Raw genomic sequence first — 26,754 nt, forward strand, 5'->3', positions numbered from 1 at the left:
TAGCTATCTCTTAATAATTGAATTGGCAGAGTAAATGCAAAATGAATAACTTTCGCATTTGAAATACCTTGCCCTGTGCGGTATCTCGTATTCCTTTTAGATATAAATCTGTTATTCGCAACAGCGGGCATCATTGAGTACGTGATAGTCTGACACTGGAATAGGCTTTTCACGCGCGAGGAAGTGTGGGCGCATCTGCTGTGTTACGCTGGCCATTCGCGTGGGGATCGCGAGCGCAACGCCGGTGTCTTAGGGCATGCCGGGCCATCGTGTTGCGGCGGAAGGCCGGTGGGCCTGATTGCAGGCGCTGCCTGATGGCTTAGGCCTTGAAGCACCATTCACGCATCAGCCGTCGAACTCTCCGCCGCCGCCTCGTCGTCCGGATAGCGCTGCGCGTCCCTCTTGATACGCCGGCGAATCAGGATCGTCCACAGCGTCAGCGCCACGTACACACCATAACGCAGCGCAGTGGATGCAAGCGCCGAGCGCGGGTCGTTCGGCCAATGCAGCACGATCGCGCTTCGCACGATGTTCTCGCCGATCATGCCGATCCCCCACACGAGTGTCATCAGGCGAATATAGGTGGCGAGCATCGGACGATCGCGCCAATGTCGCTCGAACACTGCCACGCTGCGATGGTCTTCGCGCGACATCGTCGAGCGCGCCAGATAGAACACCATCGGCTTGCGCAGCGTGAGCGACGCGAGAAACGTGATGCCGATAAAACCCGACACCATAGGATCTTCGATCAACAGCAGACGCGCGTCGCTGAACACGAGGCTCGTGGCGAGCGCTGGCAGCACGCCCGCGAGCACGAGTGCGCTCAGCGCGTCGAAATGCCGGTAACGCAGCAGATCCACCGTCATCCATGCGATCAGCGGCAACGCCGACGCGGCGAGCGCGCCCGTCTGCCCCCAGTGCGGAAACGCGAGCCGGTAGACAAGCAAGGGCAGCGCGAGATTGACGAGCAATGCGCTCAGGTAGCGCAGGCGGGATTTCATCGGCTGGGCTGTAACGCATGGAAGGAGGCACGCGCGGCACATGCTGGTGCGCTGTGACAATCGCGCTTCGGCAGCGGCGCACGAACGTGTGGAGCCAGTGTAGAGCGAAGTTGCGCGCGTTGCCGGGTTGGCGGCGCGCAGCGACAGGCTGGCGCAAGCGCGCCGCGTGCGGGGCATCGGCGGCGCGCCGATGCGATCGCCTGGTTTTACCGGGCCTCGTCCGCCGCTCGCCGCTGCGCGATCAGATCGGCAAGCCGCTCGACCTGCTGCCCTTGCGCATCGAAATTGCCCGCGTCCAGCCACCGCTGATAACACGAGCGCAACGCCGGCCATTCGCTGTCGATGATCGAAAACCACGCCGTGTCGCGATTGCGCTCGCGGTAGACGATCGCCTGCCGGAAGATCCCCTCGAACGTGAACCCGTAGCGCAGCGCAGCCTTGCGCGACGGCTCGTTCAGCGAATCGCATTTCCATTCGAAACGGCGGTAACCGAGCTTGTCGAACACTTCGCCGAGCAGCAGGTACATGGCTTCAGTTGCGATGCGCGTGCGCTTGAGCCGCGGCGAGTACGTGACGTGGCCGACTTCGATCACGCCGTTGGCCGGATCGATCCGCATCAGCGACAGCGTGCCGACCGGCTTGCCCGTCGCGAGGTCGATCACCGCGTAGTGCAGCGGATCTTTCGATGCCGCCATCCGCGTCAGGTGCTCGCGATAGGCCGCGAGGCTGTCGAACGGGCCAACCGCCAGATAGGTCCAGTCGCGGCCGTCGGTGGCCGAGCGGTACGCGTCGAACAGGTCGGCCGCGTGGCGCTCGACGTCGACGACTTCGAGCCGGCAATAGCGGCCGCTCAGCGGCTCGCGGCCCGGCGGCTGCGCGCCGTGCCAGCCGGGCATGGGCGCGCCGATCGGCTGGCCGTAGGCGTTGCGTGTGGGTTCCACGTCCTTTCTCCTGGTCGTCGATGCAGGAACGATACGGCAAACGTGGTATGTTCAAAAGATCCACGACACGCTTATTCGATAGGTCCAGCCACCATGATCGAAATTATCGGACCGCTCGTCCATGCGAACGACGTTTCCGCCGCGAGCGGCGCCAGCGGGGCCACTCGGCCCGCGCCGCTGCAAAAACAGCTGATCGAACGTCTGCAGCAGGCGATTCACGCTGGCCGTCTGCCGGCCGGGTCGTTGCTGCCGTCGTCGCGGCTGCTTGCCGCCGAAATGGGCGTGTCGCGCAACACCGTCGTGATCGCTTACGAACATCTCGCCGCGGTCGGCTACGTCATCGCCGATCGTCAGGGCACGCGCGTGAGTCCGCTGTCGAGCCCCGCCGCGCGCGGCGAGCGCGCGACGGCGCCGGCCGCGCCGGAGGTCGTGTACGCGACGCGCGTCGAGCGGTTCGCGGCGACGCACAAGCACGCCGACAACACCTATGCGCTGACCCCCGGCACACCCGCGCTCGACCGCTTCCCGCTGGCCGCGTGGCGGCGCGCGCTCGAACGTGCGATGGAGCGCGCCTTACCGCACGCGCTCGGCTACGGCACGCCGGCCGGCGAACCGGCGTTGCGCGACGCGATCGCCGCGCATCTGCGGATGGCGCGCGGCGTGCGCTGCGACGGCTCGCAGGTCGTGATCACCGAGGGCGCGCAGGAGGCGCTGAACCTGTGCGTGCGGCTACTGACCAATCCCGGCGATATCGCATGGACCGAGGACCCCGGCTACCGCGGTGCGAAGGCCGCTTTCAACGCGGGCGATTTGCGCTTGCTGCCGATTCCCGTCGATGCCGAAGGCATGGCCGTGCCGGCCGACGCGTGGCGCACGCATCCGCCGAAGCTGATCTACACGTCGCCCGCGCATCAGTATCCGACCGGCGCGGTGTTGTCGGTGGCGCGGCGGCTCGAACTGATCGCGGAGGCGCGGCGTTGCGGCGCGTGGCTGATCGAGGACGATTACGACGGCGAGGTGCGCCACACCGGCGAGCCGATCGCGAGCATGCAGGGCCTCGTCGACGAGGCGCCCGTGCTGTACGTCGGCTCGTTCAGCAAGACGATGTTTCCGGCGCTGCGCATCGGCTTCGTCGTGCTGCCTCGGGCGATCGCCGCGCATGCCGCTGTTGCGCTGCAAGAGATGCTGCGCGGCGGGCACCGGCTGGAGCAACTGGCGCTCGCGCATTTCCTCGAAAGCGGCGAATTCGGGCGGCATCTCGGGCGGATGCGGCGGCTGTACCGCGAGCGCCAGCAGGCGCTGCGCGACGCGCTGGCCGAGCATTTTCCGGCGGCGACGATTCTTGGCGGCGATTGCGGGATGCATTTGATGCTGCGGCTGCCCGCGCCGCTCGACGATCGCGCGCTGACGGCGCGGGCGCAGGCGTTGGGGCTCGGTCCGCGCGCGCTGTCGGGGTTCGCGATCGGGGCGTCGGAGCAGACCAACGGGCTCGTGATTGGGTATGGCAATACGGAGGCGGAGCGCTTGGGGCCGGCGGTGAAAGCGCTGGCGGAGCTGGTGCGTGAGATGCGGAGCGAGGCGCGACCGGCTGCGAAGCGCGCGGCAAAATCCGCCGGAAAACCCGCCCGCACCCGCAAAAAGCCCACCCTGCAAGGTCGTACGCCCGCCACCCAGGATATGTAAGTTTTACGTTTGTCCGCCCGGACCATGTCGCGCTATCGTGTCGTATGCGCGGCGACTTCGCTCCGAAGTGCTGGGTCTGCCCGCATGTGCCGTGGTTGCTCGGCGCGCAGCGTCGCAGGTGGCGCCGGCGATGGGCACGAACAATGCATTGAGTGTGGTTTTCGATGACGATTTATCCGACCGGAGACGATATGAAGGAAATCGAACCGACCCCGTGGTTTGAGCTGGCCATCCATACGCCCGTACGCGAAGGCTGGTACGAGGTGCAGTTGGCGAGCGGGGACACGGCGTTTGCGAAATTTGGCGACGGCATATGGACCGAAAAGCCGTTGCTCGTGTTCACGCATTGGCGCGGCCTATCCGCCGATCCGTCGAAAGCCGCGGACGGCGCGGCCGAGTCGGTCAGCGCCGAGGCCACCGCGGCGCAGGGTGTGCGCGCCGCATGGAACGCGTTCTTCCCGGGACTCGGCGAAGAGCAGCACAAGCCGCACAATGTGGTGCCGAACGGCAAGGCGCCGCATCATTGAGCGGCCATTGAAGTTCGCTTGAAGTCTGGTCGGGCGGCGGCTCGTGGGCTGCCGCCTGGCAGCTCGATTCGCCCGCCCATCGCTCCACACTGCCGCTGCGCACTGCGCGCATCGCATTTCTCCCGCCCCGCTACAATCAGCGTCATCCTTTCGACGCCATCACGATGCCATGAACGCCACCCGAGAACCCGTGGAATTGTCGCGCGCGACTCAACTGCTCAATCACGGACCCGTGACGCTGATCACCAGCGCGCACGCTGGTCGATCGAACGTGATGGCCGCCTCGTGGGCGATGCCGCTCGATTTCGATCCGCCGAAGGTGGTGGTCGTCGTCGATAGCCGCACGCTGACGCGTAGCCTGATCGAAGCGAGCGGCGTGTTCGGGCTGCAACTGCCGAGCCGCGGTTTCGCCGCGCAAACACTTGCGGTCGGCACGCACGCGGGCGTCGAACTAGACAAGTTCTCCGCGTTCGATCTCGAGACCTTCCGCGCGCAAAAAATCGACGTGCCGATGCTGGCCGGCTGCATCACGTGGATGGAATGCAAGGTGATTCCGGATGACAGCCAGCGGCATGATCTGATCATCGGAGAAGTGGTCGCCGCGTATGCGGATAGCCGCGTGTATTCGCACAACCGCTGGCATTTCGGTGACGATCCCGACCTGCGCACGTGCCATTACGTGGCAGGCGGCACTTTCTTCGCGACGGGCGATGCGTTCGAGGTGGCGCCCGTCGCGGCCTTCGCGCAGTGATCGCGCTTAGGTGTTCGGTGCGGTTTCGCCTTCGGCGAATGCCTTGAGCGCGTCGCCCGCGAGACGGTAACGCACCCATTCGCTTTGCGGATTCGCGCCGATCGACTTGTAGAAGCCGATGGCCGGCTCGTTCCAGTCGAGCACGCTCCATTCGAAGCGGCCGCAGCCCGTTTCGCAGGCGATTTGCGCGAGATGACGCAGCATCTGTTTACCCGCGCCGCTGCCGCGCGATGCGGGCGACACGTACAGGTCTTCCAGATAAAGCCCCTGCTTGCCGAGCCACGTCGAATACGAAAAGAAGTACACGCAAAAACCGACGGGCTCGCCGTTCATTTCGCAGATCAGCGCTTTCGCGGGCACGCCCTCGGAAAACAGGCTTTTCTCGATGTCTTTGATACCGGCGACGACTTCGTGCTCGGCTTTCTCGTAGATCGCAAGTTCGGTGATGAAGCGCAGGATCAGGGGGGCATCGGAGGCGGTGGCGGGGCGGATGTGGATCGTCAAGGTCTGGTGCTCGGTGAGTTCGGTGGTGATTCCGGTCCGGCTGGCGGTACGCACGCGCCAAATGCGCCGGCCTCGGAACAGACTCACATCGTAGCAAAGAGCCAAAGGCCCCGCCGTGAAAGGACGAGGCCTTTGGCGTTTCCTACAGACCGAAGGCGAACAATTTTTGCGGCCCCGGTCCGTTCGTTGAACCAGAGCCCCAGAACACCACGCCGTCCGCAACGGCCGGTCCGGAATTGCATGCGCCGCCGCTGTCGAATGACCACAGTACTTTTCCGTTGGAAGAATCGAGCGCGTACATCGTGCCTTTCGTGTAGTCGAGATTGCATCCGAACACCACGCCATTTGCGACACTGACCGCAGCCTCCGCGCGGCTTCCGAGCGGGTCCGGAGTGGTCCACTTCACCGCGCCGGAATTCGCGTTGAGCGATGCCCAGCCGCCCGACGTGGTGGTGCCGCCGCCGTTCGCCAACTGCCATACGCCTGGCGTCGTACCCGAGCCGGTCGTCCCGCTGTTCGCCACCGCAACGTAAATAAACTGGCCGTCGTTGGCCGATCCCCACTGCAGACCGCCTGTGAGTCCGCCGGGGGCGACCTGGGTGGACCAACGCAGTGCGCCCGTTTCTTCATCGAAGGCCCAGAACATCCCGCTCTTCTGCCCCGCGCCGACCAGTCGGCCGGCATTGCCATTGCCGCCGAAGAGCATCGGTCCTTGCGCGAAGTCCCAGTCCGGACCCTGTGGATTGGGGCAGTTAGCGTTCGGCGGAAGAGTGAAGACGCCCGGCACGTTGAGGCCGCAGCCGACATTCCACGTGTCGTACGGCAGTCCGCGCGCGGACCATTTGACTGCGCCCGTCGTCATGTCCAGCGCAAGGATCGAGTCGAAGTGGTCGTTCGGGTCGATGCACGATGTCGGCGTGCCGCCGCTGTTCATGCAGTCGAGTACGACCTGAGGCACTGCCCAGTTGTTGCCGGAACCCATGAACACCGTATTGCGATCGACGTCGACGGCGCCCGTGCTTCCCCAGACGGAGCCGCCGTAATAGCCGTTCGGCATCGTGTATGTCTGCCACTTGATTGCGCCGGTCGCGACCTCGAGCGCGACGACACTGCCGCGGAAACTCCACTGCCACGCAGGCGGGGAGACATAGGCGGCCATCAATTCTTCGTTCGACGTGGTTCCTACGAAAGCCGTACCGTTCGCGATGACGGCAGACTGCGTGACCATTGAATACGTGGTTGGATCGACTTGCGTGTGCCAAAGCCGCAGGCCGGTGTTCTTGTCGACGGCAAAGACCTGGGCCGGTTGCGGACTCGACAGTTTGCCGCTTTGATTGCCGAGTATCAGTACGTTTCCGGAGATAGCGGGCGTTGCACGCGCGTAGTCGTTAGGGATGTCCGTGTAGGACGATACGAGGTTCTTCCAGACAACTTGGCCGGTCTTCCTGTCGACTTTGTAGAGATAGCCCGCGGAATCCGGGAAATAGGCATAGCTGTCATCGAGAGCAGGGGTCGCCGTCACGTTTCCGCTCGTATCAGTTGCCCAGAGCTTGTGAAGGGCGCCCGCTGTCTTCGGACCAATCGCCGATTCATTCGCCTGATTTCGGGAGTTCATCAAGTCGTTTCCGGAGGTCGTCCAATCGGTCGCATATGCAATGCTGCTCGTTGTCAAACCGAATAGCAGCGCACACGTTAAATGCAACGTGTTAGTTCTCATGTCGTCTCCTCAGTGTTTATTTGGAAAGCTGCGTTTGCGCTTTTTGCGAAGCCGGAATAAAGACTGTTAATAAGACCGACTAACTAAACAATCTTTAACCGTAGGGTGGTGGGGCAATCGAAAATATAGTGAACGTCTACGCAAGGCGCATTGGCGTAATGTGCGGAATCGCACAGAGTGCTTCATGTCAGGCACACCGAATCAAATGGTGATTTCTACATTGCGAAGTTATTTCGAGTATCTATGCTATTTGAATAAAACGAGTTCTCGGGATCGTTGCGACATTCGATGTGCGTTGGTCGAGGCGCTTCAAGCCTCCGGCAATACCGACTTTCCGCGCCGCTTTTTCGGCTTTGGTTCCACCCCCACTCGCGGGTCCCGCTTCAGAACGAGCGCCGTCAACTGCTCGACAGTGTCTTCAAATGCAGGGTCCTCCTGCGGCACATAAAGCCACTTCCCGAGTACAGGGTGAGGCCGCAATGCAGGCAGATCGGTAATCAGCGCAGCATGGCGTTCCTGCGACGTACAGACGAGCAGCCCATTCCACGGCTTATCGCGATCGGCCGCGACCAGACACAACAGGCCGTCGATATACGCGGCATCGCTGCCAAACATCCGCCGGCGCAGATAAGTCGGATCGCGTTCGAACGCGTCGAAGATCCAGAGGAGCGAATTGCTGATCGAAGAGGGCATCGGCGGATAATCTCAGGAAGCGAGGCAAAGGAATAAGTTTATGCAGATTCTCCAGGGTCGGCTGCGAGCCAATCGAAGATCGAGCAAGTCCGGCTAGGTAAGATGTGTCCAACCTCGGCGACCATATCGGAACTCGCACGATCCAGACCATGCTAACTCACACAGACGCCACCGCCGCTTACGCTAAACGCTTCGAGGCCGTTCTCGCCTATATCGACGCAAACCTCGAGGGCGATCTGTCGGTCGACGCGCTAAGCCGTATCGCAAACTTCTCGATGTTCCATTTCCATCGACAGTTTGTCGCGTATGTCGGCGTGCCCGTCGCACGCTACGTGCAGTTGATGCGCTTGCGTCGCGCGGCTCACCGCCTCGCGTCGCGGGCGTCGTGCTCGGTTCTCGATGCCGCGCTCGACGCCGGCTTCGACAGTCCCGAAGCCTTCAGCCGCGCGTTCAAGCGTGCGTTCGGCATGGCGCCGAGCGCGTTTCGACGACATCCAGCATGGCAGTTCTGGAGTGCGAGTTTTATTGTTCCCTATCTTTCGAGGAGACTGACCATGCAAGTGAAAATCGTCGATTTTGCGGAAACCCGGGTTGCCGCGCTCGAGCATTGTGGTTCACCTGGACTCGTCAACGAGAGTGCGCGCAAGTTCATCGATTGGCGTATTCAAAGCGGACAATCGCCGGTGGCGTCGAGCAGGACCTTCGGCATCCCGCACGGCAATCCGGACACCGTGCCAGCGGAGGAATTCCGCTTCGATATCTGCGGAGAGATCGACGAGCCGGTCGCACCGAATCGCTATGGCGTGCGCGAACTCGTCATGCCGGGCGGACGGTGCGCAGTGGTGCGACACACGGGATCGACCGATCACATCGGCGAGACGATCTACCCGATCTATCGGGACTGGCTGCCTTCGAGTGGAGAAGAGTTGCGAGATCATCCGCTGTTTTTCCACTACCTGAGCGTCTATCCCGAGACGCCACTCGATCAATGGCAGACGGATATCTACATTCCGTTGGTGTGATTAGGGAACGGGGGATGAGCATATGTGATGCCTAACCGTTCTGAGCGAGGTCTCCGAAGTTTGGGTTCATTCGGGCTCCGATCAAATTTTCGCGTCGGTATCAATTGCAGTGAAGCGATGATTGCCGGATTGTAGATGCGGCAAAAAATGCAATTGCGGAATGTACCTTTGAAACAAAGCCCCGATCTCTGCGAATAATGGTTCAGATACGGGTTTTCATCGATCCAGGCTCTTAGCCATGACAGAAGCCGAAAAGGCGGTTCCGCTTTCGGCTTCTCGCCTAATCACCGGAACCCCCCAATACCCTAAGTGTCAACTAAGGATGTCACCCGTCCATTTTGGGGAGATATCAAATGGCTGCCACGCAATCTGGGGCTATGCCCCTCTCCGAAGAGGAGGCACGGCGCCAGTTGCGCCGCGCTGTCATCGCCAGCACGATTGGTACCACGATCGAATGGTATGACTTCTTCCTGTACAGCACGGTCACTGGTCTGGTATTCGCGAAGCTGTTTTTTCCTGAATCGGACCCGCTCGTCGGCACACTCCAGGCTTTTCTCATTTACGCCGTCGGCTTTATCGCGCGGCCGGTGGGCGCGGCGATTTTCGGCCACTATGGCGATCGCATCGGACGTAAAGCAACGTTGATCGTGACGCTATTGCTGATGGGACTCGCAACATTCGCCGTCGGCTTCGTTCCGACCTACGCGTCGATCGGCATCTGGGGGGCCATCGCGCTCACGGCTCTGCGCTTTATTCAGGGTGTGGGCGTGGGAGGCGAGTGGGGCGGTTCAGTGCTGATGTCAATGGAATGGGCACGCACCAACAAGCACCGTGGTTTCGTCGCGTCGTGGCCGCAGTTTGGCGTACCGGCGGGATTGTTCCTCGCGAATCTGGTGGTACTGGCCACCAGTCAGATCTCCGGTAGCGCGTTTCTCGCTTGGGGCTGGCGAGTGCCGTTTTTCCTCAGTATTGCGCTGGTCGCGATTGGCCTTTATATCCGCTTGAGTATCCTCGAGACGCCGATCTTCGCGAAGCTTCTCGCTGAGCGCAGGATCGAAAAGGCGCCAATGCGTGAAGTCTTGCGCCGGCAGCCGAAAGACATTCTTCTGTCGGCTCTTGCGCGTATGGCCGAACAGGCGCCTTTCTATATTTTCACGGCTTTTATCTTCACCTATGGCGTGATGAGTCTGGGCGTTACACGCGATCTGTTGCTCACCGCGGTGCTGGCTGCTTCGGTGCTGGAATTCTTCACGATTCCGTTGTTCGGTCACGTGTCCGATCTGATCGGACGCCGACGCATGTACGTGATAGGCGCCGCTGCTGTCGGGCTATTCGGTTTCCTGTACTTCTTCATGATCGGAACTCGTAACCCGGGATGGATCTTCGCGGCGATCGTGCTTTCGCTGGTGCCGCACGCAATGATGTACGGTCCCCAAGCCGCGTTGATCGCCGAATCATTCACGGGGCGCTTGCGCTACAGCGGCGCGTCGATGGGATACCAGTTGGCTTCCGTCATCGCTGGCGGTCCGGCACCGTTGATTGCGACCGCGCTTTATGCTTACTTCCATTCGGGATTTGCGGTGGCGTGGTATGTGTTCGTGTGTGCGGTGATTAGCGTGGCCGCCGCTATGCGATTGGGCGATTACACGAATAAGGACATTTCGCGAGAATACGACGACGTGCATGCATTGCATGATCGGGGACACGCCACTCCGTGATCGATCAGGCGGATGGCCGGCCGCAGCGGCCATCCGCGGCCATCCGCCGAATCAGGCATCAGCTTTTCAGCGGCAACCAGACTTCGACTCCACCCATTCCCGTCACCGGATCGAACTGCTCGCCATACCGTTCGAAATGCGGTGCATCGGCAGGCACGTGCCCTGATGCGGGCAACCACTGATTCCAGATCGTATTCATCGTGCGACGAATGCCCGAGATGTGCTCGCGATGACTGAACACCGCATAGCGTTGCGCCGCGATGCGTATGCGACTCAGCTCCGGCGGCAATGCGGAAAAATCGCTGACTTCGACGCCGCACATATAGTCGAAGTTGCCCAATTCGTCGGCGTTACAGCCAACGCCATAAGCCACCTTGCCGACCTGTCCCGGCACCCTGCCGTACCAGGCGCCAAAGCGCTGCCATTGAGAGGGAATCGCCTTGCTGGTCTCGCACGTATAGCGCTCGCTCAGTCCAGCGATGAGAAGCGGCTTGCCGTCTTCGAAGCGCGGCGGTTCCAGATGGGTCAGAAGGGTTTCGTCCATTTTGATCGGCTCCACGATGCTCAGGTTGTCGAGATGACCCCGCGCGCGCAGCGCATCGGGCGTGAGCCCGAACTGGTCGCGAAACGCGCGCGTGAATGCCTCGTGAGAGCCGTAGCCGGCGTCGAGGGCGACCGCGAGAATGTCGGGCGCACCATCCGCGAGACGTCGTGCGGCCTCGCTCAGACGCCGTGCGCGAACGTAGCGCATCACCGGCATCCCGGTGGCCGCTTCGAACGCGCGGGCGAGGTGAAAGCGCGATACGCAGCCACCGCGGGCGATGTCGTCGAGCGTCAATTCGCCCGCGAAGTGGCTTTCGATATACCAGAGCGCTTTTCCAACCGGATTCATCTCAGCTCTCGTGTCAGCATGAAGCCAGCATAGTCAGCGGCGAACTCAGGCATTTGATCGTGCTTGCTGTTTTGCAGTCGTGGCGGAGGGCCGGGCCGACTCCACCACGTCACTCCGCGCGCTCGCAGCGCCGCCCGCTTGCCCCGGCCTCAGCAACAGGCCGCCCAGCACGCCGGCCGCCGCCGCAAAGACCGCCCCAAACAGAAACGCGACGTGATACCCGCTGTTCAGCGCGGCCGCCGCGCTCGACGACGCCTGCATTGCCTCGCTGCGCGCCGCGGCAAGACTCGCGAGCACCGCGAGCCCGAGCGCCCCGCCCATCATGAACGACGTATTGACGATGCCTGACGCGAGGCCCGAATCGGCGGGATCGACATCGCTCATCGCGGCGAGCAGCAGCGGATTGAATGCGATACCGGCGCCGAAGCCGAGCAGCAACATGCCGGGCAACACGTCGGGGACGAAGCTGCCGCCGACGGGCGCGCGCGCGAACAGCGCGAGCCCGCATGCAGCGATCAGCAGGCCCGCCGCGAGCGGCCCGCGCAGCCCGAAGCGCATCACCACACGCGCCGACAATCCCAGCGAAAAGAGTCCCATGATCAGATTCGCGGGCAGAAACGCGAGCCCCACCTGCAACGGCCGGTACCCGAGCACGCGCTGCAGATACAGCGCCGAAATGAAGAACCACGCGAACATTGCGGCCGCCCACAACACGCCGACCACGTTCGCGGTCGCGACATTGCGCAAACGCAGCAGACCGAGTGGCATCAATGGATGTTCGACTCTCGCCTCGATTGCGAGGAACACCGCAAGCAGCGCGAGCGCGACGCACAGCAGGCCGAGCGTTTGCGCAGAAGTCCAGCCCGCTTCGTTGCCGTTGACGATTGCATAGACCGCCAGCATCAGCGATGCGGTCACGCTGAGCGCACCGGCCACGTCGAGCCGTTCGCCGTGCGCATGTCCGCGCGCGGCGGGCAAGAGCGCGAGGCACAGCGCGTACACCGCAATGCCGATCGGCAGGTTGACCAGAAAGATCCAGTGCCAGCTCAGCAGATTGGTGAGCAGTCCGCCGAGCAGCACGCCGATGCTGCCGCCGCCCGCGCAGACGAAGCCATACACGCCCATCGCTTTCGCGCGTTCGCCGGGTTCGGTGAACAGATTCATGATCAGCGACAACGAGACCGCCGAGACGATCGCACCACCCAGGCCCTGCACGCCGCGCGCGGCGACCAGCAGCACTTGCGAATTCGCGAGGCCGCAGGCGAGCGAAGCGAGCGTGAAGAGCGTAATGCCGCACAGGAACAGCTTGCGGTGTCCGTACAGATCGCCAAGCCGTCCCCCGAGCAGCAGACAGCCGCCGAACGTCAGCATGTAGGCGTTGACGACCCATACGAGGGAGGTTTCGCTAAAGCCGAGATCGGCGGCGATGGACGGCAGCGCGACGTTCACGATGGTCGTGTCGAGCACGATCATCAGCACGCCGAGGCAGAGCACGATCAGTGCGAGCCAACGTTGCTTGCCGTGGAGGGAGTGGGTCATGCGGGTGCCCCTTTACGCGGATTTACGCGGATTCGGTCGATCACCGACGATGGGTTTTCGAGTCTAGCACCCGCGCATTTCGCGTCCAACTACGAAATCCTGGGCGGCAGCTCTTCGGATCGCGCCCATAACGCTTGATCTCGTAGGGGACGCCGTGTTTCTTCGAGCCGCCCGCGGTGATGGTTGGCGACGTGTACTACCCGGTTCACAATAAGGACTTTAGAGAGTAGTCAATAAAACACCAACGAGGAGGTGACTGCGTGATCTATTCGGATCGAAAGTTTGTTCGAATCGACCCGCCGATCAAGGTGTATTTATGACACCGGGGCGATCGATCGGATCGGCCGCGGTAGTGCTTGCAATGATGCTTGCCGTACTTCGCGTCGCGACGTACACCGATACCGGGAATGCGAGCCAGTGCATCAAAAGCACGTCAAAGAACGGCCGCTACATTGCAGAGCGATGCCTGCTCCAATGGCGAGGCGGCAACGACCCGGACTATCGCGGTCAGGTTTATGACGCCGTGTCAGGCAAACTGCTGGTGCGCAGAACCTTCAGCACACCTGTTCCTGAATTGATTTGGCTGGACGACGAAGGCGTTTCATTTTCCCGCGGCGGCGACGACGCGTCGTTTGTAAAACTGCCGCCGTCATTCTATGACCGGCTGATCGCCAGATTTTCACTAAGGGGATGATGAGCTTTTTCAGCCTCGCATGCCGCCATTAATACGCGCTGCCGGCGCGAGTCATTCGGACGATGCACAGCGACGGCAGCACCACCTCTTTAAACCTTCGACTTACCCCCCATCAACTCATTCGACGCCAACGTCTCATCCAGCAACTTCCTCGCACTCTCAATCCCCGCCACCGGCAAACCCTCCGGATCGAGCAACCCCACCTGCACGAGCACCGAAGCCTGATCCCAATAGATGTGCTCGTTATAAAGCTTGTCACCGCGGAAGCACACCACGGCGAGCATCGGCACCTCGAAGTACTTGCCGGTCGGCGCGACGCCCGGCAGCAGCCAGTCGATCTCGCAGCTATGCGTGCAGCTGAAAATGAACTCATCGACGACGCGATCCGAGCCGATCGTGCGCGAAATCGGAATCAGCTTCGTATCGGGCGGATTCGAGTTGACGAAATGATGCGTGTAAAAGCGCTTCAGATTGTCATGCCCGACACCGCCCGTCATCGTCGGCACGTGATTGACGTAAGGCTCGGCGACCATCGTCGGCATCACCGCATCGACGTCGCGTGTCGCGAACTCGTGATAGCAATGCGCTTCCCACAGCGCGTTCAGATCGTAGACTGGACCGAGCACCTTGCGCAGCAGCGCGAGGGTGCGCGAGTACGCCATCATCGCGGCGGGCTTGTCGTACTGCTTGCGCTGCGGCGCGGCGAACGCGTGATCGCAGCCGGGATACACATATTGCTCGATCTGCGGCCGCGTACGCAGTGCGGCGCCGATGCGTTCGCGCGTTTCGGGCGGGCAGTGCGCGTCGTTTTCAGGGAAGTGGAACACCATCGGGCAGTTGATTGCCGATACTTCGTCGAGATGCGCGTCAAGCCCCACGCCGTAATAGCTGACCGCGCAATCGACTTCGGTGCGCGCCGCGCTCAGAAACGCGAGCTTGCCGCCGAGGCAGTAGCCGACCACGCCCACCTTACCAGCCTGCTCGGGCAGTTCGCGCAACGTGGCGATCGTGGCGGCGATGTCCTTCACGGCGACATCCGTCTCGAACTGCCCCAGATAGCCGAGCGCCTGTTTCATATCGGCGTCGCCGTAGCCAAGCGAAATGCCCGGCTTGATGCGCCAGAACAGATCGGGCACGAGCACGACGTAACCTTCTTCGGCGTAGCGATCAGCGGTCGCCTTCATCGTGTCATTGACGCCGAAGATTTCCTGCAGCAGCACGAGCCCCGGGCCCGAGCCCTGCGCGGGGCGCGCGACGTAAGCGTTGAAACGGCCGCCATCGTGGGCGAGGACTTCGATGAAAGAGCCGGCCATGCGGTCTGTCTCCAGTCTTATGATCTATACGGGTTACGTCATCATGCGCAACTCGAAACGTTTGAGCTTGCCCGTTTCGGTACGCGGCAGCGAGCCGACGAACGTGATGACGCGGGGATATTTATACGGCGCGACGTTATTCTTAACGAAATCCTGCAGTTGCGCGACCAGTTTATCGTCGGCCGTGTAGCCGGGGTTCACCACGACGAAGGCCCGCACGATCTGCCCGCGCGTTTCGTCGGGCACGCCGATCACGCCGCATTCGGCCACCGCCTCGTGCTGCATCAGCACGCTTTCCACTTCGGGACCGGAGATGTTGTAGCCGGCCGACACGATCATGTCATCGGCGCGCGCCTGGTAGAACACGTAGCCGTCCGCGTCCAGATAGACCGAATCGCCCGGCAGGTTCCAGCCGTCGCGCACGAAGCGCAACTGTCTGTCGTCGGCCAGATAGCGGCAGCCGGTCGGGCCGCGCACTGCGAGCTTGCCGATCGTGCCGGGCGGTACGGGGTGCATGTCGTCATCGACGGCTTGCACGACGTAGCCCGGCACCGCGCGGCCGATCGCGTGCGGGCGGATCTCCGCGCCTTGCGACGAAACGAAGATGTGGATCAGCTCGGTGCCGCCGATGCCGTCGATCATGTCGATGCCAGTCGCGTCGCGCCACAGACTCCGCGTCGAATCGGGCAGCGCCTCGCCGGCCGACACGGTCTTTATCAGCGACGACACGTCGTGTTGCGCGACGAGCGGCGCCATCTGCCGATAGAACGTCGGCGCGGTGAACATCACGGTCGCATGAAAACGTTCGACCACATCGAGCAAGGTCTGCGGCGTGAGCTTTTCGACGAGCACCGTCGACGCACCGACGCGCAGCGGAAAGCACAGCAGGCCGCCGAGCCCGAACGTGAACGCGAGCGGCGGCGTGCCGCAGAAGATGTCGCTCGCGGAAGGCTTCAGCACATGACGCGGGAACAGATCGCACATCGCGATCATGTCGCGATGGAAATGCATGCAGCCTTTCGGCGCGCCGGTCGTGCCGCTCGTGAACGCGATCAGGCAGACGTCGTCGGCGGCGGTGTCGCATGCGGTGAAGTGCTCGGGCTTGTTGGCGGCGAGCGTCTCGAGCGAATCGGCGGAATCGTCGTGAAAGCGGCGCGTCTGCTTCAGCACTGCGCAGTAGAACTCGTCGCGCGGATTCGTGCAGCGCTCGAGTTCCGCGCTCAGGCGCGCGTCGCAAAGCGCGGCGCTGACCTGCGCTTTCTCGATGATCTGCTTGAGCTCCTTCGCGCGCAGCAGCGGCATGGTCGGCACGACGACGAGCCCAGCCTTCAGCGCCGCGAGTGTGGCGACGGCCATTTGCAACGTGTTCGGTCCACGCAGCAGCACGCGGTTGCCGGGGCGCAAGCCCATTTCATCGACGAGCACATGCGCGCTGCGGTTGACCAGCGCGAGCAGTTCGCCGTACGTGGTTGCTTGCGGCTTGCCGTGCACGTCGGACCAGATCGCCGGCCGGTCGCGATGTCCGGCCTCGATGGTCCGCTCCAGCAGTTCCGTCGCGCAGTTCAGCCGCGGCGGATAGGCAACGTCCGGATTGTCGAGCAGAAAGACGGGCCATTGATCCTGCGGCGGAAGATTGTCGCGCGCGAAAGTATCGACGTGTGCTGACGGTTCCATCATGGTCTCCCGGGGCGTTGAGCCGGAAAATGCGCTTCGTTCGGTGTGAAGGGCTTGCCTGTGCGTTCGGTACCTGTATGACGTTCAGTGCGGAATCACCGCAGTGGCTTCGATCTCGACCTTCGCGCGGTCTTCCATCAGCGCGACCACCTGCACCGCGCTCATCGCGATGTCGTAGTCGCCGATCAGCTCGCGAAACACGCGGCCGATGTCCTTCAGCGATGCGAGGTACTCGCGCTTGTCGGTCACGTACCAGGTGAGGCGCACCAGATGTTCGGGCTTGCCTCCCGCTTCGCGCAGCACGGCGAGCAGATTCTTCAGCGCCTGCTCGGACTGCAGCGCGAAATCATCGGAATGGAACTGCGCCTGTTCGTCCCAGCCGATCTGGCCAGCGATGAACACCTGTGTGCCGCTCGCCGCGACGCCGTTCGCATAGCCGCGCGGTTTGACCCAGCCGGCGGGAAGGAGAGCTTTTTTCATCAGCGCTGAGCCTCGATGGGGGAGGGCGATGGAGCGTACGCCGCGAGCGCGCTCGCGATGTCGCCGGGAATATCGATCGATTTCGCGCTGTCGAACGACATGAACACGAGCACCTGTTTCGAACGAAAGCGCGTTTCGCCGTTGCAATGCCCGTGAATCTCGATGCCGATAGAACTGCGGCCGATGGTGTGGACCTCGAGCGTGAGCAGGATCGTTTCGCCCATCTGGCTCGGCCGCGAGAACTCGCAGTCGAGCTTGACGATTGGCAGGCCAATGCGGCGCCGCGCGATCATGTGCGCGTAGTCGATGCGCAGGCCCTCGTTGAACCAGTCTTCGACGAGCACGTTGGTCATCACGAGGTACTGCGGAAAGTACACGATGCCCGCGGGATCGCAGTGCGAGAAGCGGATGCGGACGGGCCGCTCGAACGATGTACTCATTGCGCTTTACCGTTCGCGGCGGCATGCGCCTTCAACAGATCGCGGCCGACGATCAACTGCTGCACTTCGGTCGCGCCTTCGTAGATGCGCAGCGCGCGGATCTCGCGGTACAGCATCTCGACCGCGCTGCCGCTTTGCACACCCATGCCGCCGTAAAGCTGTACGGCTGCGTCGATCACCTGCTGCGCGCCTTCGCTCGCGTGCCATTTCGCCATCGCGGCTTCGCGCGTGACGCTTTCGCCCTGGTCGCGCAGCCACGCGGCGCGATAGACGAGCAGCGCGCTGCTGTCGATCGTCAGCGCCATCTGCGCGAGCTTCGCCTGCGTCAACTGGAAGTCGCCGAGCGTCTGGCCGAACATCTTGCGCGACGCCGCGCGCGCGAGGCCTTCGGCCATCGCATGACGCGCGAAGCCGAGCGATGCGGCCGCCACCGACGTGCGGAAAATATCGAGCGTGCGCATTGCGATCTTGAAGCCTTCGCCGGGCGCGCCGAGCATCTGGCTCTTCGGCACGCGCGCGTTCGTGAAGCTAAGACGCGCGAGCGGATGCGGCGCGATCACGTCGATGCGCTCGGCGATGTCGAGGCCCGGCGTTTCTGCATCCACGATGAACGCGCTGATGCCGCGCGCGCCCGGTGCTTCGCCGGTGCGCGCGAACACCACGTAGAAGTCCGCGATTCCGCCGTTCGATATCCACGTCTTCTCGCCGTCGAGCACGTAGTGGTCGCCCTCTTCGCGTGCGGCCAGCGCCATCGCCGCGACGTCCGAGCCCGCTTGCGGCTCCGACAGCGCGAACGCGGCGATCGCCGTGCCGCTCGCGACGCGCGGCAGATAGCGCGATTTCTGCTCATGCGTGCCGGCGAGCGAGATCGCGCCCGAGCCGAGGCCTTGCATTGCCAGTGCGAAATCGGCGAGGCCGGAATAGCGCGCGAGCGTTTCGCGCAGCAGACACACCGCGCGCGTGTCGATCGTGTCGCCGTGGCCGCCATAAGCGACGCCACCGACGCCGTATTTCAGCCAGCCGGCCTCACCGAGTTCACGCACCAGCAGGCGGCAGGTCGCGTCGGTGTCGCCATGATCTTTATGCTCGAGATGCTCGCGACACCACGCGTCGATGCCGGCCGCGAGTTGGCGATGACGCGGCTCGAAAAACGGCCACGCGAGCGGGTTATGCAAGTCGATCGGCGTGTTCTGACGGTCGGCGCTCAACTCAGTCTCCTTCGAACACCGGACGTGTCTTCGCCGCGAACGCGTCGTACGCGCGCTCGAAGTCGCGCGTGCCCATGCAGATCGCCTGCGCCTGCGCTTCGGATTCGATCGCTTCGTCGATGCTCATGCTCCATTCCTGATGCAGCATCTTCTTCGTCATTCCGTGCGCGAAGGTCGGGCCGGACGCGAGATCGGCGGCGAGCTTGTGCGCTTCTTCGATGAGCGCGGCCGGGTCGCACAGGCGGTTGTAAAAGCCCCATGCGTGAGCTTCGTCGCCGCTTGCCGAGCGGCCGGTGAACAGCAGCTCGGCGGCGCGTCCCTGGCCGATGATGCGCGGCAGCATCGCGCATGCGCCCATGTCGCAACCGGCGAGGCCGACCCGCGTGAACAGGAACGCGAGCTTGCTGCGCGCAGTGCCGAGGCGCAGATCGGAAGCCATCGCGAGGATTGCGCCGGCGCCCGCGCAGACACCGTCGACGGCCGCGATGATCGGCTGCGGGCAATGGCGCATGGCCTTGACGAGGTCGCCGGTCATGCGGGTGAACAGCAACAGCTCGGGCATCGGCAGATCGATCAGCGGCGCGATGATGTCGTGCACGTCGCCGCCCGAGCAGAAGTTTTCGCCCGCGCCGTGCAGCACGACGGCTTTCACATCGGTCGCGTACGCGAGGTCGCGGAACAGGTCGCGCAACTCCGCATACGATTCGAAGGTCAGAGGGTTCTTGCGCTCGGGGCGGTTCAGCGTGATCGTCGCGACCTTGCTGGTCACCGACCAACCGAAGTGCTTCGCCTCATAGTCTGCCAGGGTCAGGCGGTTGCCGGCCAACAGTGCGTCGGCGGTGGATCGTGTCATGTATGCCTCCAGTGCGAAGTCAGCCTTTCAGGCTGTCGAGCAGATGCCGCTTGAGTTTGCCGAGGTCCTGATGGGTCTTCATCTTTTCGTCGAGGCTCAGGCCGCCGAACATTTCGACGACCCATTGCTCGTGCGCGACGGCCATTTTGTCGAACGCCTTGCGGCCAGCGGGCGTCAGGCACACGCTGATCGAGCGGCGGTCGTTCGGGTCGGTATCGCGCGTGACGAGCCCCTCTTTTTCGAGCTGATCGGTGATGCCGGTGACGTTGCCGCCCGTCACCATCAAACGGCGCGACAGCTCGGTCATCTTCAGGCCTTCGGGATGTCGTTCGAGTTGCGCCATCAGATCGAAACGCGGCAACGTGGTGTCGAATTCGGTGCGCAGACGTTTGCGCAATTCGGCTTGCACGAGGTTGGTGGTGGTCAGCATGCGCAACCACAGACGCAGGCCCATATGGCTGTCCGCACCGGTGCTCATTTCGAGGTCCACGACGTTCTCCGCGGGTTGGGCGACGCCTTTGCGCGACGGCTTCGCATCCGCCGCCGGCTTTTTTGCTTGTGTTGATTTGCTCACGTTACTTCCCCACCCGAAATGGAAATGGATTGCCCCGTGATCGCATCCGAGCCGGGGCGGCACAGCCACAACACCGCGTTCGCGACCTGCTCCGGACTCACGAAGCGGCGCTGCGGATTCGAGCGCAGCAAGGTTTCGCGCGCCTCGGCCTCGGTGCGCGAGGTCTTGCTCGTGATCTGTTCGAGCGATGCATGCAGCAGCTCGGTTTCGGTGTAGCCGGGGCACACTGCATTGACGGTGATGCCGCGCGTCGCGGTTTCGAGCGCGAGCGAGCGCGTGAGACCGATCACGCCGTGCTTCGCGGCGCAATACGCGGCGACGTACGCATAGCCGATCTGCCCCGCGGTGCTTGCGACGTTGACGATACGGCCATAGCCACGCTCGAGCATGCCCGGCAGTACAGCGCGGGTACCGAGAAACACGCCGGTCAGATTCACGTCGAGCATGCGCTGCCAGAGCGCGAGATCGGTGTGCGTGAACGGCGCGGCCTGCGCCTGCCCCGCGTTGTTGACGAGGATATCGACGGCGCCAGCCTCACCGAATGCGCGCGCCACCGACTCTTCTTGCGTGACATCCACGCTGATACACGCGACATCGCCGAGTGCCGCGCATTGTTCGCGCTGCGTTTCGAGGCGTTGTGCGTTGCGGCCCATCAGCGTGACGCGCGCGCCGGCGCGCAGCAGCGCCTGCGCGATGGCCGCGCCGATGCCGCTGCCGCCGCCGGTGACGACCGCGTGTTGCCCGGCGAGAGAGGTGTCTGACGTGTTCACACGGTTCCTTCGGCGCGTTGCGCGCGTTGTTGCGCCGTCAGGCCGGCGTTGGCGATGGCCTGCGCGCGCTCGCGTTCGAGGTTGCGTTCGAGCTGCATTTTCGCGGCGGTGTAGGGCTTCGGCCACGCGATGTCGAGATAGCCGATCTTCGCCGCTTCGTTCAGCGTCCACGACGGATTCGCGAGATGCGGACGCGCGATCGCGCACAGGTCCGCGCGGCCAGCCGCGATGATGCTGTTCACGTGGTCCGCTTCGGAAATCGCGCCGACCGCGATCGTCGCGATGCCGGCTTCGTTGCGCACGCGATCGGCGAACGGCGTCTGGAACATGCGGCCGAACACGGGCTTTTCTTCCTTGCTGACCTGGCCCGACGACACGTCGATCATGTCCGCGCCGGCCGCCTTGAACGCCTGCGCGATCTTCACGGCGTCGTCGGGGGTGTTGCCGCCTTCGACCCAGTCGTGCGCGGAAATCCGTACCGAGATCGGCTTGTCCTGCGGCCAGACCGCACGGATCGCGCTGAATACCTGCAGCGGATAACGCAGACGGTTTTCGAGCGAGCCGCCGTATTCATCGGTACGGTGATTCGTCAGCGGCGACAGGAAGCTCGACAGGAAATAGCCGTGCGCGCAGTGCAATTCGAGCCAGTCGAAACCCGCTTCGATCGACATGCGCGTCGCCTTCACGAACTGCTGCTCGATTGCGCGTAGCTCTTCATGCGTGGCTTCCCGCGAATGCTGGCTGATGCCGCGCAGATACTGCTGCGGCGACGCCGAAACGAGCGGCCAATTGCCTTCGTCGAGTGGCTGGTCGATGCCTTCCCACGCGACGCGCGTCGAACCTTTCGCACCGGAGTGCCCGAGCTGGATGCCGATCTTCGCATCCGATTGCAGATGCACCAGATCGACGATGCGCTTCCACGCGGCCAGATGCTCGGGCGCGTACATGCCGGGGCATCCCGGCGTGATGCGCGCTTCGGGCGATACGCAGGTCATCTCGGTCATCACGAGCGCGGCGCCGCCCATTGCGCGCGCGCCGAGATGCATCAGGTGGTAGTCGCCCGCCACGCCGTCTACCGCCGAGTACTGCGCCATCGGCGACACCATCACGCGATTCTTCAGCGTGACGCCGCGCACCTTGAAGGGCGTGAACATCGGCGGAATCGAATGTTTGTCCGCCGCGCGCTCGACGCCCGCGCGCTTCGCGAGCCAGTCTTCGAAGCCGGACAGATATTGCGAATCGCGCTCGCGCAGGTTCTCGTGCGAGATGCGCTGCGAGCGCGTGAGCAGCGAATAGGCGAACTGTTCCGGCTCGAACGACGTATAGCGATCGACGTGCTCGAACCATTCGGTCGAATTGCGCGCGGCGTTCTGGATGCGCAGCACATCGACGCTGCGTACTTCGGTGTAGTGCTTCAACGCTGCGGCCAGATCGTCGGGATGTGAACCCGGATGCGCGCTGATGCTGTTCGCGAGTTCGATTGCGTCTTCGAGCGCGAGCTTGGTGCCCGAGCCGATCGAGAAGTGCGCGGTATGCGCGGCGTCTCCCATCAGCACGATCGGCGTTCGTGTGCCGTTCGCGTTGCGGCGCCAATGCACCCACTCCTTGTTGACGACGCGCGGAAAACGGATCCATTGCGACGAGCCGCGCAGATGCGCGGCGTTGGACATCAGCGCATTGCCGTCGAGGTACTTCGCGAACAGCTTCTCGCAGAACGCGATGCTGTCTTCCTTGCTCATTTCGTCGAGACCGGCGGCGCGCCATACGCGTTCCGGGGTTTCGACGATGAACGTCGAGGTTTGATCGTCGAAGCGGTAGGCATGCGCCTGGAACCAGCCGAATTCGGTTTCCTCGAACGCGAACGTGAACGCGTCGAACAGCTTCTTCGTGCCAAGCCACACGAAGCGGCAGTCGCGCACGTCGATGTCGGGCTGATAGGTGTGCGCGTATTTCTGGCGCACGGCGCTGTTCAGGCCGTCGCTCGCGATGATCAGGTCCGCGTCGTATGCGCTGTCGTCCACGACCTGGGTTTCGAACACGAGCTTCACGCCGAGTTCTTCGCAGCGCGCCTGGAGGATATTCAGCAGGCGTTTGCGACCGATGCCGCAAAAGCCGTGGCCCGACGAACACACGCTGCGGCCGCGGAAGTGGATCTCGATGTCGTCCCAGTGATTGAACGCGTCGAGGATCGCCTCGGCGCTCGGGGCGTCGGCGGCGCGCAGATTGCCGAGCGTCTGGTCGGAGAACACGACGCCCCAGCCGAAGGTGTCGTAGGGGCGGTTGCGCTCGATCACCGTGACTTCATAGCCGGGGTTGCGCTTTTTCATCAACAGACCGAAGTACAAACCGGCCGGGCCGCCCCCGATACAGACTATGCGCATGCTGGTTCCCCAAAATGAACTCCGCGTTGAGATTAATTTAGGTTTTGATAGTTTAGATGTCAAGTAAAATTCGGGAGTGCCGGCATTGGCGGCTTCAGGCGATGTCGGGTATGGAACGTCCGTCGCCAGACAGTGCGGAGGCCGTTCCCCGCGCCTCAACCCGAAAGAACGGCGCCGCCCGGCGACGAGTGGAGCGTCGAGCACCAACAACTTGTGCAGGGCGTTTACTGGCGCTGATGGGTTTATGCAGGCCGGTCGACTGACAATCCTCGCAAGACCTGCGCTACGCCTCGACGCCGCTCGCAATATTTCGCGTGTTCGCCGATACGCTCGTTGTGCCGGCTGACGAAGAACTGCTATGGTGCGGTCCACCCGCAGCCGCCCCAAGCCCATTGGGGAGACAGCCGCGCGGTGCATGGATCAAAACCGTTCGTGGGTTCGACAAAGGGATGTCCGCGCCACGGAGCCGCTTGAGGATGGCGAACAGGAGTTCGCTTTTGGTGTCGGCAGCGACCCTGGGGCTCCTCACATGCCCCGTAACGGTGAGCGTAATGCCTTCGGGCGTCAACTGACTGAACATGACGGATGGCGCCGGATGTGCCAGAACCGAAGGATGATCCCTGTAAGCATCGAGAAGAATGTCGCGGACTTGCTCCGGGTCGACGTCGAGGGCGAACGTGAGCACCAGGGAGGCGATACCCTGTGTGGTGTTTCCCATCGTGACGTTGCGCACGTTCTGCGAGATGAGCTGTGAGTTCGGCACGATCACAGTCGACTTGTCCGCAAGCTGGATCTGGGTGGCACGCACGCTAATGCGCCGTATGTCTCCCTCGATGCCGGCGATACTGATCATGTCGCCCACCTTCACCGGCCGCTCCGCGAGCAAGATTAGTCCGGAAATAAAGTTCTTTACGATTTCCTGCAGACCGAAACCGATTCCCACCGACAACGCACTGACTATCCACGCAAGGTTGTGCCATCTGACGCCTAGCACCGACAACGACTGCAGTATGACGAGCACGTAACCGATGTTCGCAAATAATGTGAGCAGCGACGCCCGCATTCCGGGACTCATTTCCGTCTTAGGCAGCAACTCCCTGTCTAACCATTTGCGCACGGACCGCACCAGATATATTCCGACGCCGGCCGTGAGCACGGCGCTAAAGATGTGAGCGGGGACGATATTGAGCGCACGCAGCCGGTCGCCGCCCAGCACCTCGAGAATGCTGTCGATCAGGTCCGCAGGCGTTGTTCCGAGACCGCCTGTGAGCAGCGCAACGACTGCGGCGACGATGAGCGTGCTTCGGAAAACCCCGGTAAGCACTGTCGAAATCTGCGCGAGATGGGCGTCTTCGAGACCAAACAGATGCTTGATCGTATTACCGCTTGCATGCGTCGGCAAAAAGATGCTTTCGCATAGATCGCGCGTAAGCATCACCAGAAAATAGAGACTGCACAGAACGATATAGAACCACACGAGTTCGTAGGTCAGGAAACGCGCAACGGAAATGTATCCGAAGACCAATGCAGCCAGGGCGCCCACTACGACAACGCAGACAGCAGCGTGAATCAGACCCGCAACTGTTGACCGGCCTTCCGGCGAATTTCCGGCTGCGGCCAGAGCGGTACGTACCCGGTTCGCATGAAGCAACGAAGCGCCGATGGCCAACGCGACGATCAACGCGACCAGACCGCGAGTGAAAATCGTGATTTGAAGGCTGGTGTCCACCGCTCTGTTGATCTGCTCTATCGCACCTGAAAACAGCAGGAGCGCGGCCAATGTCCGTGGAAAAGATCTGAGCGCCTGCGCCACAGGATCAGCGATAGCAGGCAGGCGCCAGGTAGGATGCTCTGTACACAGGAACGCCCTGCCAAGTGCGAGGATCAACGCACAATTGACGATGTGCTTGACAAGCTCGTCAGTGAAGGTCTGCAGGGCGGGCGACAAGCTTTGTCGACCGCCAATGGCCACGCCGACCAGGTGTATTGCAACCACAGTGGTCGCAAGCGTCGCAAGTACGGTCGATATCGCGAAAGCACTGCGGCGCAGCCGTCCTTCCGGCAGACGGCGAACGCAAACCCATCCTAGCGTTCGCTCAAGAAGGCTGGCACCGACTGTTGCGCAGGCTACCGCGGCCAGCAGAAGGATCGTGGTGGCGAGGAAGCGTCCCGGTTGCCACATCGATTGCATCTGCTTTTCGACCTGCTTTCCAAGCGCTCGCAGACTCTGATAGTCAGCCGCTTCCGGGTGAACCATGGGTGTCCAGAACGCAGTGCTCAGAATGCTGTCGGTGCGGAGCGCCAGTTGGTCTTTCAGATGTTCGTGGAGCAATCGTCCGATCTGTGCATCGACGTTGGCCAGATCGCCCTTAATGCTTCGCGCCTGCCTGAGCTGCGCACCAAGCCGCGCTTGCTGCGCCGTGAGGACGTCGCGTTGTTGGGCGACGGCGGGTGTTTCCGGCATGGCACCGGCGACGGGTGCCGCGCCGAGCAAATCGAGCTGCGCGTGCGTCCGTTCAAGCTCGGGCTGCAGCGAGGTTTCGACCAATTTGTCGACGTCGTCGACTATGCGCCGGCTCAGCGAGTCCAGTTTGATCAGTTCGGCATCACCGGTTGCCCTCGACGCTCGCTGCCTGAGCGCGTCTTCCCTGGCCTGAAGCGCATTGAGTGCTTCCGCCGGCTCAGAACCCACACCAGCGATGGGCGCGACGTATCCGCGGTCAGCCCCGGCAGACGGACCGCCCGCCGAGCATGCAACGGCCGGGACGAGGGCCCACAACGCAAGAACGATGACGCGGAAAGTGACCAGAAGTACTTGTCGCATGGCTCGGGAAGGAGACGCGCGAAACGTCATTGCCTGCCTCATGGCGCAGCAGGTGCCATCCACCGATGTGCCCATGCCGGTAGCGCAGGAGACGTTCGCTGTCCGATTTCTAAAGTGATTAGTATATCATCGGTGATATTAAAACCATAAGTGTAGCGAACTCGCGCCAAGCGCCCGTCGACGCAACGCGCGGTAACAGATCGTGGGGCCGTCGGCAGAAAATTGCGGAAGCGCTGACGAGGGACGCGTCGGCGGTTTAGAGGCCTGGATCGGCGACTGTGAAGAAAGCTGGCTCTGGACTTGAGACGTTGCCTGCGTCAGCTGCTGTGACGAAAGCTGCTGCATGAGGGGCTGTTGCGTTAACTTTGCCGCCCTGAAAAAAACCGGCCACCTGAACTTTCTCGCCGCTAACTTCAAATATCCGATATCACGCCGCTGCCGGAAACGGGTTGGACTGTCGATTGCTTTGCGGACGAGCTTCTCACGCCACCATATTGTTCAAACGCCTGTTGTTGGGCTTGCATCCGCGCCTTGGCGCACGCAAAGTCCATCGGG

General features: G+C 62.6%; 23 protein-coding genes. 6 read left to right on the forward strand and 17 right to left on the reverse strand.

All coding sequences use genetic code 11. The annotated features are described in order from the left end of the window. Nucleotides 1-338: 338 nt before the first annotated feature. Both AB3X95_RS24905 and AB3X95_RS24910 read right to left on the reverse strand, forming a co-directional pair. Entirely contained in the window at nt 339-1,001 is a 663-nt protein-coding gene (locus AB3X95_RS24905; RefSeq protein WP_176120943.1) for a VC0807 family protein, read from the reverse strand. 206 nt (nt 1,002-1,207) lie between these two features. After that, nucleotides 1,208-1,942, reverse strand: a complete 735-nt coding sequence (locus AB3X95_RS24910; RefSeq protein ID WP_176120944.1) for a GNAT family N-acetyltransferase — start codon at nt 1,940-1,942, stop codon at nt 1,208-1,210. A 93-nt stretch (nt 1,943-2,035) separates the two neighbouring features. On the opposite strand from AB3X95_RS24910, the gene AB3X95_RS24915 reads away from it, so the two are divergent. The 3 genes from AB3X95_RS24915 to AB3X95_RS24925 all read left to right on the forward strand — a co-directional run bounded on the left by AB3X95_RS24915 (nt 2,036) and on the right by AB3X95_RS24925 (nt 4,903). Beyond that, a complete protein-coding gene (locus AB3X95_RS24915) occupies nt 2,036-3,625 on the forward strand; it encodes a PLP-dependent aminotransferase family protein (protein ID WP_368622808.1) in 1,590 nt (529 codons plus the stop codon). Nucleotides 3,626-3,816: 191 nt separating this feature from the next. Next, the gene (locus tag AB3X95_RS24920) at nt 3,817-4,152 is read left to right on the forward strand and encodes a hypothetical protein (RefSeq protein ID WP_176120946.1); all 336 of its coding nucleotides are present in this window, start codon (nt 3,817-3,819) and stop codon (nt 4,150-4,152) included. Nucleotides 4,153-4,321: 169 nt separating this feature from the next. After that, entirely contained in the window at nt 4,322-4,903 is a 582-nt protein-coding gene (locus AB3X95_RS24925) for a flavin reductase family protein (protein WP_368622809.1), read from the forward strand. Nucleotides 4,904-4,909: 6 nt separating this feature from the next. Here the strand turns inward: AB3X95_RS24925 and AB3X95_RS24930 are convergent, their stop codons facing one another. The 3 genes from AB3X95_RS24930 to AB3X95_RS24940 all read right to left on the reverse strand — a co-directional run bounded on the left by AB3X95_RS24930 (nt 4,910) and on the right by AB3X95_RS24940 (nt 7,817). Beyond that, on the reverse strand, nt 4,910-5,407 hold the full coding sequence (locus tag AB3X95_RS24930; RefSeq protein ID WP_176121093.1) for a GNAT family N-acetyltransferase: 498 nt from the start codon (nt 5,405-5,407) through the stop codon (nt 4,910-4,912). A 142-nt stretch (nt 5,408-5,549) separates the two neighbouring features. After that, a complete protein-coding gene (locus AB3X95_RS24935) occupies nt 5,550-7,124 on the reverse strand; it encodes a PQQ-binding-like beta-propeller repeat protein (protein WP_368622810.1) in 1,575 nt (524 codons plus the stop codon). A gap of 309 nt (nt 7,125-7,433) precedes the next feature. Continuing rightward, nucleotides 7,434-7,817 carry a hypothetical protein gene (locus tag AB3X95_RS24940; protein WP_176366467.1) on the reverse strand — a complete coding sequence of 128 codons (384 nt, stop codon included), beginning with the start codon at nt 7,815-7,817 and terminating at the stop codon, nt 7,434-7,436. 149 nt (nt 7,818-7,966) lie between these two features. Between AB3X95_RS24940 and AB3X95_RS24945 the strand changes: the two genes are divergently transcribed. Both AB3X95_RS24945 and AB3X95_RS24950 read left to right on the forward strand, forming a co-directional pair. Beyond that, nucleotides 7,967-8,839: a GyrI-like domain-containing protein gene (locus AB3X95_RS24945; protein ID WP_368622811.1), complete on the forward strand. Its 873-nt coding sequence runs from the start codon at nt 7,967-7,969 to the stop codon at nt 8,837-8,839. A gap of 353 nt (nt 8,840-9,192) precedes the next feature. Next, nucleotides 9,193-10,557: an MFS transporter gene (locus AB3X95_RS24950; protein WP_368622812.1), complete on the forward strand. Its 1,365-nt coding sequence runs from the start codon at nt 9,193-9,195 to the stop codon at nt 10,555-10,557. A gap of 58 nt (nt 10,558-10,615) precedes the next feature. On the opposite strand, the gene AB3X95_RS24955 is transcribed toward AB3X95_RS24950, so the two are convergent. Together AB3X95_RS24955 and AB3X95_RS24960 are read right to left on the reverse strand one after the other, a co-directional pair. Further along, nucleotides 10,616-11,449 (reverse strand): GyrI-like domain-containing protein, encoded by an 834-nt coding sequence (locus AB3X95_RS24955; protein ID WP_368622813.1) that lies wholly within the window; start codon nt 11,447-11,449, stop codon nt 10,616-10,618. A gap of 45 nt (nt 11,450-11,494) precedes the next feature. Further along, a complete protein-coding gene (locus AB3X95_RS24960; protein ID WP_368622814.1) occupies nt 11,495-12,988 on the reverse strand; it encodes a DHA2 family efflux MFS transporter permease subunit in 1,494 nt (497 codons plus the stop codon). Nucleotides 12,989-13,349: 361 nt separating this feature from the next. On the opposite strand from AB3X95_RS24960, the gene AB3X95_RS24965 reads away from it, so the two are divergent. Then, the gene (locus tag AB3X95_RS24965) at nt 13,350-13,682 is read left to right on the forward strand and encodes a hypothetical protein (protein ID WP_260331979.1); all 333 of its coding nucleotides are present in this window, start codon (nt 13,350-13,352) and stop codon (nt 13,680-13,682) included. Between the two features lie 89 nt (nt 13,683-13,771). Here AB3X95_RS24965 and AB3X95_RS24970 read toward each other — a convergent pair whose 3' ends face one another. From AB3X95_RS24970 to AB3X95_RS25015, 10 genes are all read right to left on the reverse strand, one after another. Further along, nucleotides 13,772-14,995, reverse strand: coding sequence for a dienelactone hydrolase family protein (locus AB3X95_RS24970; RefSeq protein ID WP_368622815.1), 1,224 nt, complete (start codon nt 14,993-14,995; stop codon nt 13,772-13,774). Between the two features lie 33 nt (nt 14,996-15,028). Then, complete coding sequence (locus tag AB3X95_RS24975; RefSeq protein WP_368622895.1) at nt 15,029-16,669, reverse strand: AMP-binding protein; 1,641 nt, start codon at nt 16,667-16,669, stop codon at nt 15,029-15,031. A gap of 84 nt (nt 16,670-16,753) precedes the next feature. Beyond that, nucleotides 16,754-17,149 (reverse strand): RidA family protein, encoded by a 396-nt coding sequence (locus AB3X95_RS24980; RefSeq protein WP_176366474.1) that lies wholly within the window; start codon nt 17,147-17,149, stop codon nt 16,754-16,756. Further along, nucleotides 17,149-17,589 (reverse strand): thioesterase family protein, encoded by a 441-nt coding sequence (locus tag AB3X95_RS24985; RefSeq protein ID WP_176120955.1) that lies wholly within the window; start codon nt 17,587-17,589, stop codon nt 17,149-17,151. Before AB3X95_RS24985 ends, AB3X95_RS24980 begins: the two co-directional genes overlap by 1 nt. After that, nucleotides 17,586-18,797, reverse strand: coding sequence for an acyl-CoA dehydrogenase family protein (locus AB3X95_RS24990; RefSeq protein WP_368622816.1), 1,212 nt, complete (start codon nt 18,795-18,797; stop codon nt 17,586-17,588). Before AB3X95_RS24990 ends, AB3X95_RS24985 begins: the two co-directional genes overlap by 4 nt. Before the next feature lies 1 nt (nt 18,798). Then, complete coding sequence (locus tag AB3X95_RS24995) at nt 18,799-19,650, reverse strand: enoyl-CoA hydratase family protein (RefSeq protein WP_368622817.1); 852 nt, start codon at nt 19,648-19,650, stop codon at nt 18,799-18,801. A gap of 19 nt (nt 19,651-19,669) precedes the next feature. Continuing rightward, nucleotides 19,670-20,224, reverse strand: a complete 555-nt coding sequence (locus AB3X95_RS25000) for a MarR family winged helix-turn-helix transcriptional regulator (RefSeq protein WP_368622818.1) — start codon at nt 20,222-20,224, stop codon at nt 19,670-19,672. Then, complete coding sequence (locus tag AB3X95_RS25005) at nt 20,221-20,994, reverse strand: SDR family NAD(P)-dependent oxidoreductase (protein ID WP_368622819.1); 774 nt, start codon at nt 20,992-20,994, stop codon at nt 20,221-20,223. Before AB3X95_RS25005 ends, AB3X95_RS25000 begins: the two co-directional genes overlap by 4 nt. After that, nucleotides 20,991-23,375 (reverse strand): bifunctional salicylyl-CoA 5-hydroxylase/oxidoreductase, encoded by a 2,385-nt coding sequence (locus AB3X95_RS25010; protein WP_368622820.1) that lies wholly within the window; start codon nt 23,373-23,375, stop codon nt 20,991-20,993. The genes AB3X95_RS25005 and AB3X95_RS25010 overlap by 4 nt, the downstream gene beginning before the upstream one ends. Nucleotides 23,376-23,658: 283 nt before the next feature. Then, on the reverse strand, nt 23,659-26,199 hold the full coding sequence (locus AB3X95_RS25015; RefSeq protein WP_368622821.1) for a DUF3772 domain-containing protein: 2,541 nt from the start codon (nt 26,197-26,199) through the stop codon (nt 23,659-23,661). Nucleotides 26,200-26,754: the final 555 nt, after the last annotated feature.

It is taken from the genome of Paraburkholderia sp. BR13444, assembly GCF_040948755.1.
Classification (GTDB): domain Bacteria; phylum Pseudomonadota; class Gammaproteobacteria; order Burkholderiales; family Burkholderiaceae; genus Paraburkholderia; species Paraburkholderia youngii.

Bases quoted from the DNA above. Each gene is read 5' to 3' on its own strand.
- AB3X95_RS24980 (WP_176366474.1), bottom strand. From the start codon at position 17,149: ATGAAAAAAGCTCTCCTTCCCGCCGGCTGGGTCAAACCGCGCGGCTAT.
- AB3X95_RS24965 (WP_260331979.1), top strand. From the start codon at position 13,350: ATGATGCTTGCCGTACTTCGCGTCGCGACGTACACCGATACCGGGAAT.
- AB3X95_RS24975 (WP_368622895.1), bottom strand. From the start codon at position 16,669: ATGGAACCGTCAGCACACGTCGATACTTTCGCGCGCGACAATCTTCCG.
- AB3X95_RS25015 (WP_368622821.1), bottom strand. From the start codon at position 26,199: ATGCGACAAGTACTTCTGGTCACTTTCCGCGTCATCGTTCTTGCGTTG.
- AB3X95_RS24995 (WP_368622817.1), bottom strand. From the start codon at position 19,650: ATGACACGATCCACCGCCGACGCACTGTTGGCCGGCAACCGCCTGACC.
- AB3X95_RS24940 (WP_176366467.1), bottom strand. From the start codon at position 7,817: ATGCCCTCTTCGATCAGCAATTCGCTCCTCTGGATCTTCGACGCGTTC.
- AB3X95_RS24955 (WP_368622813.1), bottom strand. From the start codon at position 11,449: ATGAATCCGGTTGGAAAAGCGCTCTGGTATATCGAAAGCCACTTCGCG.
- AB3X95_RS24985 (WP_176120955.1), bottom strand. From the start codon at position 17,589: ATGAGTACATCGTTCGAGCGGCCCGTCCGCATCCGCTTCTCGCACTGC.
- AB3X95_RS24925 (WP_368622809.1), top strand. From the start codon at position 4,322: ATGAACGCCACCCGAGAACCCGTGGAATTGTCGCGCGCGACTCAACTG.
- AB3X95_RS24920 (WP_176120946.1), top strand. From the start codon at position 3,817: ATGAAGGAAATCGAACCGACCCCGTGGTTTGAGCTGGCCATCCATACG.
- AB3X95_RS25010 (WP_368622820.1), bottom strand. From the start codon at position 23,375: ATGCGCATAGTCTGTATCGGGGGCGGCCCGGCCGGTTTGTACTTCGGT.
- AB3X95_RS24935 (WP_368622810.1), bottom strand. From the start codon at position 7,124: ATGAGAACTAACACGTTGCATTTAACGTGTGCGCTGCTATTCGGTTTG.
- AB3X95_RS24970 (WP_368622815.1), bottom strand. From the start codon at position 14,995: ATGGCCGGCTCTTTCATCGAAGTCCTCGCCCACGATGGCGGCCGTTTC.
- AB3X95_RS24905 (WP_176120943.1), bottom strand. From the start codon at position 1,001: ATGAAATCCCGCCTGCGCTACCTGAGCGCATTGCTCGTCAATCTCGCG.
- AB3X95_RS24915 (WP_368622808.1), top strand. From the start codon at position 2,036: ATGATCGAAATTATCGGACCGCTCGTCCATGCGAACGACGTTTCCGCC.
- AB3X95_RS24950 (WP_368622812.1), top strand. From the start codon at position 9,193: ATGGCTGCCACGCAATCTGGGGCTATGCCCCTCTCCGAAGAGGAGGCA.
- AB3X95_RS24960 (WP_368622814.1), bottom strand. From the start codon at position 12,988: ATGACCCACTCCCTCCACGGCAAGCAACGTTGGCTCGCACTGATCGTG.
- AB3X95_RS24945 (WP_368622811.1), top strand. From the start codon at position 7,967: ATGCTAACTCACACAGACGCCACCGCCGCTTACGCTAAACGCTTCGAG.